Origin of the sequence: Pseudorhizobium xiangyangii, from assembly GCF_020531965.1 — a bacterium.
Lineage (GTDB): Bacteria > Pseudomonadota > Alphaproteobacteria > Rhizobiales > Rhizobiaceae > Neorhizobium > Neorhizobium xiangyangii.
This window is the reverse complement of the sequence record NZ_JAJAWH010000012.1, coordinates 53,161-67,437: the sequence shown is the minus strand read 5'-3', so window position 1 is coordinate 67,437 and position 14,277 is coordinate 53,161. Positions and strand designations below refer to the sequence as shown.

Genomic DNA, 14,277 nt, shown 5'->3' with positions numbered 1-14,277 from the left:
TATGACGGAAGTCCTTTTCTACCATCTGACGGAATCGAAACTCGAGGATGCGCTGCCGGCGCTCCTCGAGAAGAGTGTGGAACGTGGATGGCGCGTTATCGTCCAGACGAAGGAGGAAGGGCGCCGCGATGCGCTCGATAGCCATCTCTGGACATTCAGGGAGGACAGCTTTCTTCCCCACTCAACAGATGACGCGGATCGACCGGAAGCACAGCCGGTGCTGTTGACCGCGACTGCCGATAACGCCAACGAGGCGTCGGTCCGCTTTGTCGTTGATGGCGCCGAGCCTCCGCCGCTCGATCCGTACGAGCGGGTCGTATTCATGTTCGACGGTTATGACGCCGGTCAGCTGGAGCAAGCGCGTGCGCAGTGGAAGAAGCTGAAGGGCGAGGGGCACGCGCTGACCTATTGGCAGCAGTCGCCTGAAGGCCGGTGGGTAAAGAAGGCGTAATGGCCGCCTTTACCCTTCGATCATCTGGCGCGGCCTGACCGGGGTTCAGCCCTTCATGATCGTCTTGCGCAAAAAGCTGTAGCCCATGGCCTGCCGCGCCGCCAGTTCACCGCTGTCGCCGGCACCGCCATGGCCGCCGGAACCGTATTCGTGGAAGAACGGTTCGTGCCCGGAATCGATCAGTCGCTTGGCGAAGCGACGGGCGTGCGAGGGATGTACCCGGTCGTCATTGGTGGAACTATCGATATAGACCGGCGGATAGGTGATCTCGCCGACCGGTTTCACCTGATGCAGCGGTGAATAGGCCAGCATGGTCTCGAGGTCTTCCGCCACGTCCGGATTGCCGTATTCGTCCATCCAGGCCTTGCCGGACGGGAAGAGATGGAAGCGCGACATGTCGATCACCGGCACCGAGGTCCACACCGCGCCGAAATCCTGCGGGTAACGGGTCAGCATCACTGAGGTTAGCAGGCCACCATTGCTGCCGCCGTTGCAGGCGATGCGCGATGGCTTGGTGTACCCGCGTTTCACCAGATCGCGGGCGACCGCGACGAAGTCTTCGAATGCCTTGTGGCGCCCCTTGCCCTTGGCGGTCTTGTGCCAGTCGGGACCAAGCTCGCCGCCGCCGCGGATATAGGCCTGAACAAAGGCGCCGCCCTGGCCGAGCCACAGGCCGTAGGCACCGGAATAGACGGGCGACAGCGACACTTCGAAGCCGCCATAACCGTACATCAGCACCGGAAGCTCGCCCTTCGTCCACGTTTTCGGCAGGACGATATGATAAGGCACCTTGGTGCCATCCTCCGACGTTGCCTCCAGAAGTTCGGACTGCATGCCGTCGGCATCGAAATAGACGGGCGTCGAGCCGAGTGGCACGAGCACCGGCGTGGCGTCATGGTCGGTCAGGTCGAGGCTGTAGGCGCTGGAGGGAAGAAGAAAGCCCTGGCCGATGACCGTGAGGATTTCTTCTCCAAGCGTTAGGTCGGCATCGAGCAGGCGAAAACCGACACTCTGCAACTCTTCCGGCAGCGCCAGTTCCTGCGGTTTCCCGTCCGGCTTCGTCAGGTCGAGCAGGAAGAATTTAGGCACCATGCGGTCGCTGACGACGAACGCGGCCCAGGTCTTCAACAGGGCAAATTGCGCGACAGACTGGCCTTCCCGAGGCGTGAACAGGACGCGCGCCTTGCCAAGCGGTTCGGCGGTGAACGGTAAAAAATCCTGAAGGATCAGGCTACCGCTCGGGTGCCGCTCGGCGGTTTTCGCCCGCCAGAGCACGTGGGTGTGGTTGTAGTCGGTATCCGATTCCTTTGGCAGGTCCAGGCGTTGCAGGCTGCCGCTCGCATTCCTGATGTGAATGCTTGCCTTGCCGATATCGTGAACGTTCGTGAAAAATTCGATTCCGCGCTCACCCGCTTTGCCGCCCCAGAACAGCGGGTCGATAATGCCCGCCATGCCGGTGACGTCGTCCTTGTCTGCCTCGAAGAGGATCGGCGCATCCTGAGGGGGGACCCCGCGCTTGAGACGGCGGCCTACTCTCGGCCAGCCCGAACGGGTGGCGGAATTTTCATCGGCCGCGCCGAAATAGGCGATCTCGTCGGGGCTGATCCAGCTGGCATGCGCCCTTGCCGGTGGCGTGTCGAAGCCGCCCTCGACGATCGTCCTGGTTTCCGTGTCGAATTCCAGCAATCGCACCTGGTCGGAACCGCCATCCGAGAGGATCAACAGCACGCGGGTCGGCTCGTAAGGGCTGGTGACGGCACCGGAATAGATCCAGCGCTTGCCTTCCTTTTCGCAGAAAGCGTCGAAGTCAAAAACGGTTTCCCAGGGAGCGTCCGGGCGCGGCTCCTGGCCGACGGGCAGGCGGCGCCAGATACCGAACGGGTTGTTCTTCGAGCGGTGGAAGTCGAACAGCCATTTGCCGCGTCTCACCGGTACGATCAGCCGGTCCTCGCGCTCGATCATGGCCTTCAGCGCATCGCGGTCCTTCTCGAACTCGGGCGTCCTGAACTGCCGGTCGGAATGTTCGTTGCGCTCGGCAACGAAAGCGATCGTCTTCGGGTCGTTGTCGGTTTCGAGAAACAGGTTCATCGCAGGCCTCCTCATGCACTCGGGAAGCCCTTACCTAGGGATGGAAGAAAGCCGCAGCAACCGCCCGGTGACGTTAAGGGGCGATCATGGCGGATCGATCTGCGCGCGAGCTTACCCGGCCATCGCCTCTTCATACTCGGAGGACAGCATCAGCCATTCTTCCTCGGCGGCCGACAGCTTAGCGGCTGCCTCACCGCGTTCCTTGGCCTTCTGTGCAGCCTTGGCAGGCGCCTTCTCGTAGAGCGCCGGGTCTGCAAGCTCTTTATCAAGCGCCTGAATCAGCTTCTCAAGCTTGCCGGTCAAGGATTCGATTTCGTTGATCTTTTTCCGCAACGGCGAAAGCGAGGCGCGACGTTCCGCGCTCGCTTTCCGCTGCTCCGCCTTTGAGGCCGCATCATCAATCAGCTGCGGCTTTTCTTCTTTTTTTTTACCGGAACTGACAATCAGGTCGCGATACTCTTCCAGATCGCCTTCGAAGGTCTGTACGGTGCCGTTGTTGACCAGCCAGAGACGATCGACAGTCGCTTCGATCAGATGCCGATCGTGAGAGATCAGGATCACGGCGCCTTCGTAATCATTGAGCGCCTCGATCAGCGCGCGGCGGCTGTCGATGTCGAGATGGTTGGTCGGCTCGTCGAGGATAAGCAGGTTCGGCGCGTGGAATGCGGCAAGGCCCATCAACAGACGTGCCTTTTCGCCACCCGACAGGTCCTTGGCGGCGGTCGACATCTTTTCCGTGGCAAGCCCCATCTGGGCGACACGGGCGCGCACCTTGGCCTCCGGTGCCGCCGGCATCAGGCGGCGCACATGTTCCACCGGGGAATCGCCGGGAACGAGATCGTCGAGCTGATGCTGGGCGAAGAAGCCGACCTTCAGGCTCGGCGCCAGACGCAGTTCGCCGCTCTCGGCAGCAAGCCGGCCGGCGACGAATTTTGCGAAGGTAGACTTGCCGTTGCCGTTCGAGCCAAGCAATGCGATGCGGTCGTCATTGTCGATGCGCAGCGTAATGTTCTTCAGGATCGGCTTGCCCGGCTCGTAGCCCACTGCGGCGTTCTGAACGGAGATGATCGGCGAGGCGGGTTGCTTTTCCGGTTCCGGGAAGGTGATCGGCTGGACGTGGTCCTCGATCACCGAGGCGACCGTTCCCATCCGCTCCAACGCCTTGACCCTTGATTGCGCCTGCTTGGCCTTGGAGGCCTTCGCCTTGAACCGGTCGATAAAGCTCTGCAGGTGCTTGCGGGCCGCGTCGTTCTTGGCCTTCGCCTTCATCTGCAACTCGTCGTTCTCGGCCTTCTGGCGTTCGAACTGGTCGTAGCCGCCGCGATAGAAGGTAAGCTTCTTCTGGTCGAGATGGACGATTGAATTGACGGCGTTGTTGAGCATGTCGCGGTCGTGGCTGATGACGATGACCGTGTGCGGATAACGCCGCACATAATCCTCCAGCCAGAGCGTGCCTTCGAGGTCGAGATAGTTGGTCGGTTCGTCGAGCAGCAGCAGGTCGGGTTCGGCGAAGAGCACCGAGGCGAGCGCCACGCGCATGCGCCAGCCGCCGGAGAAGGACGAGGCGGGCCGGAGCTGGGCTTCCTGCGAGAAGCCGAGGCCGGCGAGAATGCTGGCGGCGCGCGCTTCGGCCGAATGGGCGTCGATATCGACGAGACGCATCTGGATGTCGGCGATCCGGTGCGGATCGGTTGCGGTCTCGGCCTCATTCATCAGGGCGGCACGTTCCTTGTCGGCGGCGAGAACGATTTCCAGAAGGGAATCCTCGGTGCCGGGTGCTTCCTGTGCCACCTGGCCGATGCGGGCGCTTTTCGGAAGAGAGACGGAACCGGTTTCTGAACCCATGTCGCCGGTGATGACGCGGAACAGTGTGGATTTGCCCGCTCCGTTGCGGCCAACGAGCCCGGCCTTGGTGCCGGCTGGAAGCGTGACGCTGGCATGATCGAGAAGCAGGCGCCCGGCGATGCGGGCGGAAAGATCGGTAATTGTTATCATGGCGGCGGTTTTGGCCGAAACTTGTCACCAAAGCAATATGAAGAAGACGAAGACACGTTGACCCGCCGGTGGCGCTACATCCATTTCTGGCCTTCGGCGCGCAGGAAATAGATCAGGTCAAGCACCAGCGACGGCTTTCCAAGCGAGGTGAGGATGGAATGGACCTGACCTCGATGGTGCGTCTGATGGTTGAAAACATGGGCGAGGACGGGGCCGAGCGGTTGGGTGATCTGTACGGGATTGCTGATCGGCGTGTAGGTGAAGGACCTTGAGATCTGTTCGTCGCCCAGCCCATTGATGAAATCGATGAGGCGCTGGTCTTCCTCCGTCCTTGCCTCCCGCAGGGCGCCGAAATCCTCGAAAAGCACCGCATCCAGTGTGCTTGGCGCATCGCCATCGCCGGTGATGCGCTTCATCCAGATGCGATCGGTCGCGAGAAGATGGTTGAGCGTGCGGTGCGCCGAACCGAAGAATGCGCGCCTATCGGCGCGATACTCCTCGTCCGAGAGTTCGCCACAGGCATCGTAAACGCGTCCGTTGGCCCAGCGGTTGTAATGGGCGAACATCTGGAAGTGGCGGCGCATGAATATCTCCTCGGTCGGTTGCGGCACCTTAGCCGCGAAGATCTTACAGCGGCATGATGCCATCCATGAAATTTGGTGATTGGACTTTGCCCGATGCCTCCCCAGAATGCTCCGATCAAATGCCGGGAGCCCAATGATGACGCGCGTCCTCTATTCTTTGTGCGGAAAGGATGAAAACCGGCCTTTCTCGCCCCATTGCTGGAAGGTCTCGATGGCGCTTGCCCACAAGGGACTGGACTTCATCGAACGACCGTATCCCTTCACTGCGGTCCCAGACCTGGAAGACGGCTTCTCGAAGACCGTCCCCATCCTTCGCGACGGCAATCATCTCGTCCGTGACAGTTTCGAGATCGCCCTCTACCTGGACGAAACCTACCCGGATCGGCCGACGCTCTTCGGCGGCGAGGGCGGCAAGGCGCTCTCCCGCTTCGTCGAAAGCTTCTCGCAGATGATTATCCACATGCCGGTCACAAGGATGGCCGTCATGCACATCCATGACATGCTCGATGAGGCAGATCAGGTCTATTTCCGTCAGAGTAGGCTGGAGCGGTTGGGCAAGCCGATCGAAGAGGTTGCAGCGGAAGGCGAGGCCGAGAGAGTGGCTTTCGCCGCCAAGCTGGAGCCGGTGCGCCGGACGCTGCACTTTCAGCCCTTCCTCGGCGGGGATGCGCCGTTGTTCGCCGACTACATCCTGTTCGGGGCGCTACAGTGGATGCGCGTCACCGCAGGGTCGCCGCCATTGCCGCAGGATGATTCGGTCCTTCGATGGTTTGAGCGCTGCCTCGACCTCCACGATGGTCTCGGACGGCGTGTGACAGCCGCGTGAAATCGCGCAAACCCCCTTGTTTCCAGTGGCAGGGGCGGGTAAACACCGCCCACTTTCTCTGGAACCAAAGGAATTGACGATGGCGATTGAACGCACGTTTTCGATGATCAAGCCGGATGCCACCAAGCGCAACCTGACTGGCGCGATCACCAAGGTATTTGAAGACAACGGCCTTCGCGTCGTCGCTTCCAAGCGCGTCTGGATGAGCACGCGCGAAGCCGAAGGCTTCTACGCCGTTCACAAGGAACGCCCTTTCTTCGGTGAACTCGTCGAAGGCATGACCTCCGGCCCGACCATCGTTCAGGTTCTGGAAGGCGAAAACGCCATCCTGAAGAACCGCGAGATCATGGGTGCAACCAACCCGGCAAACGCTGACGAAGGCACGATCCGCAAGCAGTTCGCCCTGTCGATCGGCGAAAACTCGGTCCACGGTTCCGACGCTCCGGAAACTGCTGCCCAGGAAATCGCCTACTGGTTCGCCGAAACCGAAATCGTCGGCTGATAGGCCCTCGATAGACATTGAAAAAGCCGGGGCCACGCTCCGGCTTTTTTTATTCGGGGCATTTCTCCGGCGAGAAATCGGTCGTGCCGTCGGGTTTGAAGACTTCGGGGTTGCGGTCGTAGAACGGCCCGAGGGTAAGCGGCTTGGCAGGCAGGATGCTCTGGTCGACGTTCGAAGTGATGGTCGTCTCCAATGTCTGGATTTCTTCGTTGTCGGCGCCCAGCAGCCGGATCGTCACCGCATAGGGCTTACCCTTCTTCACGCAGTGCACCGCCGGGCTTTCCAGAACGATCTTGTCCATGACGGGAAAAAGCTTCTCGCGTGCCACCAGCGGCGGCCCGCCGCGCGGATCCTCGAACGTGGCCTCGGCAAAACCGCCTTCCGGAAGCGGCGCCAGCTTGCGTAGCGTCACCAGGTATGTCGCCCGCGCCACGCGGTAATTGAACACGAATATCTTGCCGGAAATCTCTACCAGTTTGTCGTCGGCGGCATCCCGCTGACAGGAGGCGAGGGCGGCAACCATCATCCCAGCAAGGATCAGCCGGCGCATCACGATACGGCCTCCTGTTTCTTTCGATGATAGTGCCGGCTGGCCTTGGCGCGATTGCCGCAAACGGCCATGTCGCACCACATGCGGCTTCGGTTGCGGCTGCGGTCGATGAACAGCCAGCCACAATTGCCGCAGATCTTCAGCCGTTCGCCTTCCGCATCCGACAGTAGCCGGATCGCTGACCGCGCCGTTGCCGCCTCGAGCGATGCCTCGCCCGGGGCGCTTCTCAACATCTCCGCCACGGCCTGCAGCAAGTCCGCGAGCAAGTGCCGATCGTCATTGCCTTCGATACGCATTCGGAAATAGGTGTCGATCGCCTCACGCAAGGAGAAGAATACCGTATGGTTGTTGTGCCGTACGGGCTCCAGATCCCCGAACAGAGCCCGCTCGGCCGATAAGCGGGCCGCTGCGCCGGGAAAGGCTTCGAAGTGTTGGGGGACGGCAAAGCGATCGATACGGCGCTCCGGCTCCGTGCGGAAGATGACGCTATTTGCGACATCCAGCGCAAGCGCGCCGCCGGCAAACCGATGGGGGGTCCATGAGAAAGTCATGGGGTGATTATAACCAGTAAAAGCCGATTGACCAGTTAGTATATGCGTGGAATGAATAACGCATGGCCTATCTGCTACAGCAACTGGCGAACGCGGTCCCGCTGTCGGCGCTCTACGCGACGCTGGCCTTCGGCTATGCCATAGCCTTTGCGGTGACGAAGCGGGCCGATATCACCTACGGGGCAATCTTCGCCTTCTCCGGCCACCTCTACCTGCTTGTGACGCATTTCGGCTGGGATGAGTTGCGGCTGATCCTTCCGGCGGCCCTGGCTCTGGGTGCGACTGGAGCCTTGTCGGGAGGGATTGCGACCGGTGCCGTGGCGGGGCGCTTCATCATGCAGCCGCTTTCGAGGATTGCTCCCAATGCGATGATCGTCGCCTCGCTCGGCATCGTCCTAGTGCTGATGGAAGGAGCGCGACTTGCATCGCAGACGCGGGAGCTCTGGCTGCCGCCGCTGATGAATGCGCCGGTCATCCTTTGGAACGCCGATGATTTTCCCGTCACGCTGACAAGGCTTCAGTGCGTCAGCGTTTTGATCATGCTGTCGTTGATGATGTCCGTCTCGCTTGTCCTGTCCTATGGTCGGTGGGGAAGGCAATGGCGGGCGGTCTCGGACGATCCACTGGCTGCGCGGCTGTCGGGTGTCGATTCCCGCGGCGTATTTGTGCAATCCTACGCCGTTGCCGCTTTGCTCGCCTCCATATGCGGGGTGCTTGCCACCTCGCACTACGGCACGATGGATTTTGGGGCAGGGCTGTTTTTTGGTCTGAAGGTCGTGCTGATTGCCGCCGCTGGCGGCCATTCCCGACCTTTGCATGCGGCAGCCGGGGCTGCAGTCGTCGGCCTTGCGGAAACGCTCTGGGGCGCCTATGGCCCCATCATGTGGCGAGATCTGGTCGTCGTTTCCTCCCTTGTCGCGCTCCTTGTCATGAGTCGTCGGGAGAGGGCTATTCCGTGATCAGCGCCACTTGTCGCGCGCTGCGTCGTCGGCGTCCTTCGCCGCCACCCAGTCACCCGTCGAGCCGTCGGCCCCGTGTTCCTTCTTCCAGAAGGGGGCGGAGGTCTTGAGAAAGTCCATCATGAAGCTGGCGCCATCGAACGCCGCCTGTCGATGCGGTGCCGCAGCAATGACAGCCACAATATTCTCGCCCGGGGCGATCTTTCCGTAGCGGTGGATGGCGCTGAGACCGAGAAGCGAGAACCGTGCGATGGCGAGTTCGGCGATCCGCCGCATCTCCGTCTCCGCCATTCCGGGGTAATGCTCCAGTTCTAGCGCGGAGAGGGTGCCCTGTTCGTTGCGGCACAGACCCGTAAAGGTGACGACGGCACCGATGTCCTGCCGCCCCTGTGTCAGGGTGTCGATCTCGGCCTGCAGGTCGAAATCTTGCGCCTGGACGCGGATCAGCGGTGCGGTCGTCATCGGATCACCCGCCTGTCATAGGCGGAAAGATGCCGATCTCGCGGGCGTCGCCGATCGTCTCGCTGTGCTCGACATGTTCCTGGTTGATGGCGACGCGGATCACTTCGGCATATTGAAGCGCTGCCTCATATCCCTCGCCCAAGGTCTTCAGATGACTCAGCAAATCGCGAACCGTCTTTACGTCGCCGGGAAGCTCCATCTCCTCCTCCGGCTTGCCGATCCGCTCACGCACCCAGGCGAAGTAGACGAGCTTGGTCATCGTCAGTCCACCATGTGCTTCAGGCCGGCCTTGAAGTAATCGTAGCCGGAGTAGAACGTCAGGATGGCTGCAAGCCAGAGCAACGTAATCCCCATCTCAGTCGTGTAGGGAAGGATCTTGTCGCCGGCAGGGCCCGCGAGCAGGAAGGCGATTGCTACCATCTGGATGGTCGTCTTCCATTTGGCGATGCGCGTCACCGGCACAGCCACCTTGAGCGCCGCGAGATATTCCCGCAGGCCGGAGACGAGGATTTCGCGGCAGAGGATGGTGATCGCCGCCCAGATCGACCAGCCGGCGATCGTGCCGTCCGCCGCCACCAGCAGCAGCACCGAAGCAACCAGCAGCTTGTCTGCGATCGGGTCGAGCATCCGGCCGATATTCGACGTCTGGTTCCAGATGCGCGCCAGATAGCCGTCCAGATAGTCGGTGATCGAAGCGACCACGAAAATCCAGAAGCCCGCCCATCGTGCAAAGTCGGAACTTTCGAGCCTGCCCTCGACGAAAAAGCAGAGAACGATCAGCGGTACCGCAAGAATGCGCGCATAGGTGAGGAGGTTGGGGATGTTGTATGCGCGCGAAGCCATGTGGTGCCCTGTCATTCCTGTCTTGCCCTAGTTGGCGCTTCCGATGGCAAGCGTCAACATATCGATCGGTAAATTAAACGCCATTCTGCGGCATCAGCCGGATTGGTTCTCGTGGAAGTGATGGTAGACTTGTTTGGCGACCGCTTCCGATATGCCATCGACGGCCATCAGATCGTTCAGCCCGGCCCGCGAGACGGCCTTCGCTGTACCGAAATGCTGCAGGAGCTTGCGCTTGCGGCCGGGACCGATGCCGGCGATCTCGTCGAGCGGATTTCTCACCATTTCCTTCTTGCGGCGCGCCCTGTGCGAACCGATGGCGAAACGGTGTGCCTCGTCGCGCATGCGCTGGATGAAATAAAGAACGGGGTCGCGGGGCGGCAGTGAAAAGTCGCTGCGCCCGTCCGCGAAGAAGCGTTCGCGCCCCGCATCGCGATCGACACCCTTGGCGATGCCAATCGCCGTCACCACGTCGCGGATACCCAGCTCGTCAAGGATGGTCCGCACCGCCGTCATCTGCCCTTGGCCGCCGTCGATCAGAATCACGTCAGGCCAGGCGGGAAACGCGGCGTCGCCGTTGTCCTCTGCGGCGGTCTGCGAACGATCCGGTATCCCTTCTTCCTTGAGCAGGCGGCTGAAGCGGCGCGTCATCACTTCCCGCATCATGCCGAAGTCGTCGCCCGGAGTGATCTCGGTCGATTTGATGTTGAACTTCCGGTACTGGTTCTTCACGAAGCCTTCCGGCCCGGCCACGACCATCCCGCCGACGGCGTTGGTGCCCATGATGTGCGAGTTGTCGTACACTTCGATCCTGCGCGGCGTACAGGAAAGCCCGAAGGTTTCCGCAAAACCCTGCAACAGGCGTGCCTGGGAAGCCGTCTCGGCAAGCTTGCGGCCATGGGCCTCGCGAGCATTCGCCAGGACGTGATCCACCAGGTCTCTCTTCTCGCCCCGCTGCGGCACGGAGATCGCCACCTTGTGGCCGGCCTTTTCACAGAAGGCCATGGCGAGCAGGTCCTGCTCCTCGACGGTCTCGGACAGGAGGATCTGTCGCGGCACCGGCTTGTCGTCATAGAACTGCGCAAGGAACCCGTTGAGCACTTCCGCGCCGGACATTTGCGGGTCGGCCTTCGGGAAATAGGCTCGGTTGCCCCAGTTCTGGCCGGTGCGGAAGAAGAAGACCTGGATGCAGGTGAGCCCGGCTTCGTGGTGAATGGCGAACACGTCCGCCTCTTCAATCCCAGCCGGGTTGATCCCCTGGTGACTCTGCACATGGCTGAGGGCTGCCAGGCGGTCGCGATAGATGGCGGCTCGCTCGAAATCCAGATCCTCCGATGCTTCAGCCATCTGCCGACCGATCGTCGCCTTGACGTTCTGGCTTCTGCCGGAAAGGAAGTCTTTCGCCTCTTCGACCAGTTCGGCGTAGCCTTCGTCGCTGACCTCGCGGGTGCAGGGAGCGGAACAACGCTTGATTTGATAAAGCAGGCACGGACGGGTGCGGGTTTCGAAGACGCTGTCAGTGCAGGTGCGCAGCAGGAATGCACGCTGCAGCGAGTTGATGGTGCGACCGACGGCGCTCGCCGACGCAAATGGCCCGAAGTAGTCGCCTTTGCGGGCGCGGGCGCCACGATGCTTGAAGATGGCGGGCGCGCGATGGTCGCCGGTGATCAGGATGTAGGGAAACGACTTGTCATCCCGCAGAAGCACGTTGAAGCGCGGCCGCAGGCGCTTGATGAGGTTCGCTTCGAGCAGCAGAGCCTCGGTCTCCGTCCGTGTCGTGACGAACTCCATATGGGTCGTGTCGCGCACCATGCGGGAGAGACGGTTCGAGTGGAGGCGTCCCTGTGCATAGTTGCCCACGCGCTTCTTCAGGCTGCGCGCCTTGCCCACATACATGACGTCGCCGGCCTCGTTGAACATGCGGTAGACGCCCGGCGCGTTCGGAAGATGCTTCACGAATTCGGCGATAAGGTCGGCGCCCTTCAGGCCGCTCTCGTTCTTCCAGCCCTCGTTCCAGTCGATCCCCGACGCAGGAGCAGCGTTGAGGTCGACGGGGATGACGTCGTCCTCGTCGTCTTCCGTTTCGTCGTAGAGCACACCGCCATCGGGCAGTTTGGCTGAATTCATCTCGTCCTCTCCGCCTGCCGGCGCACGGATGCGGGGCGCATCGTCGGCGGGCATCGAATCGCGTCGTCTGGATGCCCTACAGGTAGTGCGTGGGCGATCTTATTAAAAGACGACGAAGCCGCCATGCCCGATTGGGAAGCATTATCTGCGACGGCTGACCGAACAGGCGGGATGTCATCGATAGCGGTGATGGGTTGCTGCTGCACCTGCTGCCCCGGGACGTGATGAGTCGCGTGCTGGGAAAATGTGGTAAACAAAATGTAAATCAATCGACGTCGAGCAACGACAGAAGTGCACGCAAGGTTAATTACAAATTAATTCCAGTGCGTATTGGGATGATCAAAAGTGGATATTGTGAAGCGTTATGTGTGTTGTTGTATATATAGTTAATGAGTAATGTGTTGCGGCAATGCAACATCACTTTCTAGCCATTGCTGCGCCACAATCAATTCACAATTCGGCTCTTTCTTGCACTCATTTCCCGACCATCTTCGGTTCAGCGGGCAGGGAACAACGACGCGGCAGTTTCGTCGCGGCACATTCCCGGCACAGCATGAAAAGGAGAATTCTGTATGCGTAATCTTACCGCAGCTCTGTTGGTTTCGGCTGCTACCTTCGCCACGATCTCGGTTGCCAATGCCGCTGATGCCGTCGATCAGATTCCGGAAGCACCTGTAGCTTACGAGCAGCCTGCACCGGTCAGTGACTGGAGCGGCGCATATCTCGGTGGCTATGGCGACTACAAATGGGGTCGCTTTGGAAGCAACGACCGTGACGGTGCTCTCGGTGGCGGCGTTTACGGCGGCTACAACATGCAGAGCGGCCAGATCGTCTACGGTGTCGAAGCCGATGTCGGTTATAACGGCGTAGAAGAAGAAGCTGCACCAGGTGTTGAAGGCGAAGCCGGCTGGAACGGTTCGGTCCGCGCTCGCGTCGGTTACGACATGAACCCCTTCCTCATCTACGGTACGGCTGGTGTTGCCCTGCAGGACAACGAATTGTCCGACGCAACGTCGTCCGATAGCAACACCGCTGTCGGCTACACCGTCGGTGCTGGCGTGGAAGCCATGGTGACTGAAAACATCACCACGCGCGTCGAATACCGCTACACGGACTTCGGCAGCGACACCTACAACCTCGACTCCGGTTCCTTCTCGCGTGGTTTTGACGACCACAGCGTCAAGGTTGGTATTGGCGTCAAGTTCTAATTCCAAGCCTTAACAGGCGGAAAAGCCCGGGCTTTTGGCCCGGGCTTTTTTTGTGTCGCGAGGTCTGGCGCGCTCTCAATCCATCTGGATATTGGCGCTCTTGACGATCGGCGCCCACTTGGCGATTTCGGCTGTTACATGCTTGCCGAGGTCTTCCGGCGTCGAGCCGACGATCGTGGCGCTGAACTCGTCCATCCGGGCGATGACCGCTGGATCCTTGAGCGCGGTGTTTGCTGCCTCGTTGAGCTTGGCCACCACTTCCGGCGGAGTGCCCGCCGGTGCGAACAACGCGTTCCACGTATAGGTCTCATAGCCGGGAACGGTTTCCGCCACCGTTGGCACGTCCGGGAAGGATGGAGCCCGCTTGGCGGTCGTCACCGCGAGCGCCCGCAGTGTGCCGGCCTTGATGTGGCCGGACGAGGAGGGGAGGTTGTCGAACATGATCGGGATCTGGTTGCCGATCACGTCGTTCAGGGCTGGCCCGGCGCCCTTGTAGGGGACGTGCAGCATCGTCACCCCGGCCATGCTGTTGAACAACTCGCCGGAGAGGTGCAGCGGCGTGCCGTTGCCGGACGAGGCGTAGGAGTATTTGTCCGGCTCCTTCTTCAGGAGGTCGATCAGTTCGGCCACCGTGTTGACCGGCAGCTCCGGGTTGACGACGAGCACGTTTGGCACGACGACGAGCAGCGAGATCGGCGAAAAGTCCTTTTCCGCGTCGTAGGGCGTGGTCTTGAGGATCAACGGGTTGAGCGCATGGGTGGCGACCGTTCCCATCAGGATCGTGTAGCCATCAGGCTCGGCACGCGCTACGCGATCCGCGCCGAGGTTGCCGCCGGCGCCAGCCACATTCTCGACCACGATCTGCTGGCCCAGGATCTCGCCCATCTTCTGCGCCACGACGCGCCCGACCACGTCCGTCGAGCCACCGGCGGAAAAGGGCACGACCAGCGTAATGGTCTGGTCGGGAAAGGTTTGTGCCATAGCCGCATGGCCGAGCGACATCAGGGATAGTGCCGAACCGGCAAGTATAAGTGCGGCGCGTCGCGTCAGAACATTAAGCTTCATGCAAATCTTCTCCATAATACGGCCTCCTGCCGCTTGTTGCATGGTAGCGTAGGTATGCCGCAGGGCAAG

The 14,277-nt window shown here is 61.0% G+C and carries 15 protein-coding genes; 5 read left to right on the top strand and 10 right to left on the bottom strand.

From position 1 onward, the window contains the following. Position 1: 1 nt before the first annotated feature. Entirely contained in the window at positions 2-451 is a 450-nt protein-coding gene (locus LH464_RS12670; protein ID WP_226786754.1) for a DNA polymerase III subunit chi, read from the top strand. 45 nt (positions 452-496) lie between these two features. Here LH464_RS12670 and LH464_RS12665 read toward each other — a convergent pair whose 3' ends face one another. From LH464_RS12665 to LH464_RS12655, 3 genes are all read right to left on the bottom strand, one after another. Next, the gene (locus tag LH464_RS12665) at positions 497-2,539 is read right to left on the bottom strand and encodes a prolyl oligopeptidase family serine peptidase (protein ID WP_226786753.1); all 2,043 of its coding nucleotides are present in this window, start codon (positions 2,537-2,539) and stop codon (positions 497-499) included. Positions 2,540-2,650: 111 nt separating this feature from the next. Then, positions 2,651-4,534, bottom strand: coding sequence for an ABC-F family ATP-binding cassette domain-containing protein (locus LH464_RS12660; protein WP_226786752.1), 1,884 nt, complete (start codon positions 4,532-4,534; stop codon positions 2,651-2,653). Positions 4,535-4,608: 74 nt separating this feature from the next. Continuing rightward, on the bottom strand, positions 4,609-5,118 hold the full coding sequence (locus LH464_RS12655; protein WP_226786751.1) for a DinB family protein: 510 nt from the start codon (positions 5,116-5,118) through the stop codon (positions 4,609-4,611). Positions 5,119-5,254: 136 nt separating this feature from the next. Here LH464_RS12655 and LH464_RS12650 point away from each other — a divergent pair, with 136 nt between their 5' ends. Then, on the top strand, positions 5,255-5,944 hold the full coding sequence (locus LH464_RS12650; protein ID WP_226786847.1) for a glutathione S-transferase family protein: 690 nt from the start codon (positions 5,255-5,257) through the stop codon (positions 5,942-5,944). A 79-nt stretch (positions 5,945-6,023) separates the two neighbouring features. Next, positions 6,024-6,446, top strand: a complete 423-nt coding sequence (ndk, locus tag LH464_RS12645; RefSeq protein WP_226786750.1) for a nucleoside-diphosphate kinase — start codon at positions 6,024-6,026, stop codon at positions 6,444-6,446. 49 nt (positions 6,447-6,495) lie between these two features. Here the strand turns inward: ndk and LH464_RS12640 are convergent, their stop codons facing one another. Together LH464_RS12640 and LH464_RS12635 are read right to left on the bottom strand one after the other, a co-directional pair. Continuing rightward, the gene (locus tag LH464_RS12640) at positions 6,496-6,996 is read right to left on the bottom strand and encodes a hypothetical protein (protein WP_226786846.1); all 501 of its coding nucleotides are present in this window, start codon (positions 6,994-6,996) and stop codon (positions 6,496-6,498) included. After that, positions 6,996-7,547 (bottom strand): CGNR zinc finger domain-containing protein, encoded by a 552-nt coding sequence (locus LH464_RS12635; protein WP_226786749.1) that lies wholly within the window; start codon positions 7,545-7,547, stop codon positions 6,996-6,998. Before LH464_RS12635 ends, LH464_RS12640 begins: the two co-directional genes overlap by 1 nt. A 62-nt stretch (positions 7,548-7,609) precedes the next feature. Here LH464_RS12635 and LH464_RS12630 point away from each other — a divergent pair, with 62 nt between their 5' ends. Further along, positions 7,610-8,506 carry a branched-chain amino acid ABC transporter permease gene (locus LH464_RS12630; protein ID WP_226786748.1) on the top strand — a complete coding sequence of 299 codons (897 nt, stop codon included), beginning with the start codon at positions 7,610-7,612 and terminating at the stop codon, positions 8,504-8,506. Here LH464_RS12630 and LH464_RS12625 read toward each other — a convergent pair whose 3' ends face one another. The 4 genes from LH464_RS12625 to uvrC all read right to left on the bottom strand — a co-directional run bounded on the left by LH464_RS12625 (position 8,507) and on the right by uvrC (position 11,935). Next, positions 8,507-8,968 carry a molybdenum cofactor biosynthesis protein MoaE gene (locus LH464_RS12625; RefSeq protein WP_226786747.1) on the bottom strand — a complete coding sequence of 154 codons (462 nt, stop codon included), beginning with the start codon at positions 8,966-8,968 and terminating at the stop codon, positions 8,507-8,509. Positions 8,969-8,972: 4 nt separating this feature from the next. After that, positions 8,973-9,227: a molybdopterin converting factor subunit 1 gene (gene moaD / locus LH464_RS12620; RefSeq protein ID WP_226786746.1), complete on the bottom strand. Its 255-nt coding sequence runs from the start codon at positions 9,225-9,227 to the stop codon at positions 8,973-8,975. Between the two features lie 2 nt (positions 9,228-9,229). After that, on the bottom strand, positions 9,230-9,811 hold the full coding sequence (gene pgsA / locus LH464_RS12615; protein WP_226786745.1) for a CDP-diacylglycerol--glycerol-3-phosphate 3-phosphatidyltransferase: 582 nt from the start codon (positions 9,809-9,811) through the stop codon (positions 9,230-9,232). A 93-nt stretch (positions 9,812-9,904) separates the two neighbouring features. Beyond that, positions 9,905-11,935, bottom strand: coding sequence for an excinuclease ABC subunit UvrC (gene uvrC, locus LH464_RS12610; protein WP_226786744.1), 2,031 nt, complete (start codon positions 11,933-11,935; stop codon positions 9,905-9,907). A gap of 572 nt (positions 11,936-12,507) precedes the next feature. On the opposite strand from uvrC, the gene LH464_RS12605 reads away from it, so the two are divergent. Next, positions 12,508-13,143, top strand: a complete 636-nt coding sequence (locus LH464_RS12605; RefSeq protein WP_226786743.1) for an outer membrane protein — start codon at positions 12,508-12,510, stop codon at positions 13,141-13,143. A gap of 75 nt (positions 13,144-13,218) precedes the next feature. Here LH464_RS12605 and LH464_RS12600 read toward each other — a convergent pair whose 3' ends face one another. Further along, positions 13,219-14,208 (bottom strand): Bug family tripartite tricarboxylate transporter substrate binding protein, encoded by a 990-nt coding sequence (locus LH464_RS12600; RefSeq protein WP_226786742.1) that lies wholly within the window; start codon positions 14,206-14,208, stop codon positions 13,219-13,221. Between the last annotated feature and the right edge of the window lie 69 nt (positions 14,209-14,277).

Coding starts and splice junctions, on each gene's coding strand:
- moaD (WP_226786746.1), bottom strand. CDS start 9,227: ATGACCAAGCTCGTCTACTTCGCCTGGGTGCGTGAGCGGATCGGCAAG.
- uvrC (WP_226786744.1), bottom strand. CDS start 11,935: ATGAATTCAGCCAAACTGCCCGATGGCGGTGTGCTCTACGACGAAACG.
- LH464_RS12630 (WP_226786748.1), top strand. CDS start 7,610: ATGGCCTATCTGCTACAGCAACTGGCGAACGCGGTCCCGCTGTCGGCG.
- LH464_RS12650 (WP_226786847.1), top strand. CDS start 5,255: ATGACGCGCGTCCTCTATTCTTTGTGCGGAAAGGATGAAAACCGGCCT.
- LH464_RS12635 (WP_226786749.1), bottom strand. CDS start 7,547: ATGACTTTCTCATGGACCCCCCATCGGTTTGCCGGCGGCGCGCTTGCG.
- LH464_RS12640 (WP_226786846.1), bottom strand. CDS start 6,996: ATGCGCCGGCTGATCCTTGCTGGGATGATGGTTGCCGCCCTCGCCTCC.
- LH464_RS12660 (WP_226786752.1), bottom strand. CDS start 4,534: ATGATAACAATTACCGATCTTTCCGCCCGCATCGCCGGGCGCCTGCTT.
- ndk (WP_226786750.1), top strand. CDS start 6,024: ATGGCGATTGAACGCACGTTTTCGATGATCAAGCCGGATGCCACCAAG.
- pgsA (WP_226786745.1), bottom strand. CDS start 9,811: ATGGCTTCGCGCGCATACAACATCCCCAACCTCCTCACCTATGCGCGC.
- LH464_RS12670 (WP_226786754.1), top strand. CDS start 2: ATGACGGAAGTCCTTTTCTACCATCTGACGGAATCGAAACTCGAGGAT.
- LH464_RS12655 (WP_226786751.1), bottom strand. CDS start 5,118: ATGCGCCGCCACTTCCAGATGTTCGCCCATTACAACCGCTGGGCCAAC.
- LH464_RS12600 (WP_226786742.1), bottom strand. CDS start 14,208: ATGAAGCTTAATGTTCTGACGCGACGCGCCGCACTTATACTTGCCGGT.
- LH464_RS12665 (WP_226786753.1), bottom strand. CDS start 2,539: ATGAACCTGTTTCTCGAAACCGACAACGACCCGAAGACGATCGCTTTC.
- LH464_RS12605 (WP_226786743.1), top strand. CDS start 12,508: ATGCGTAATCTTACCGCAGCTCTGTTGGTTTCGGCTGCTACCTTCGCC.
- LH464_RS12625 (WP_226786747.1), bottom strand. CDS start 8,968: ATGACGACCGCACCGCTGATCCGCGTCCAGGCGCAAGATTTCGACCTG.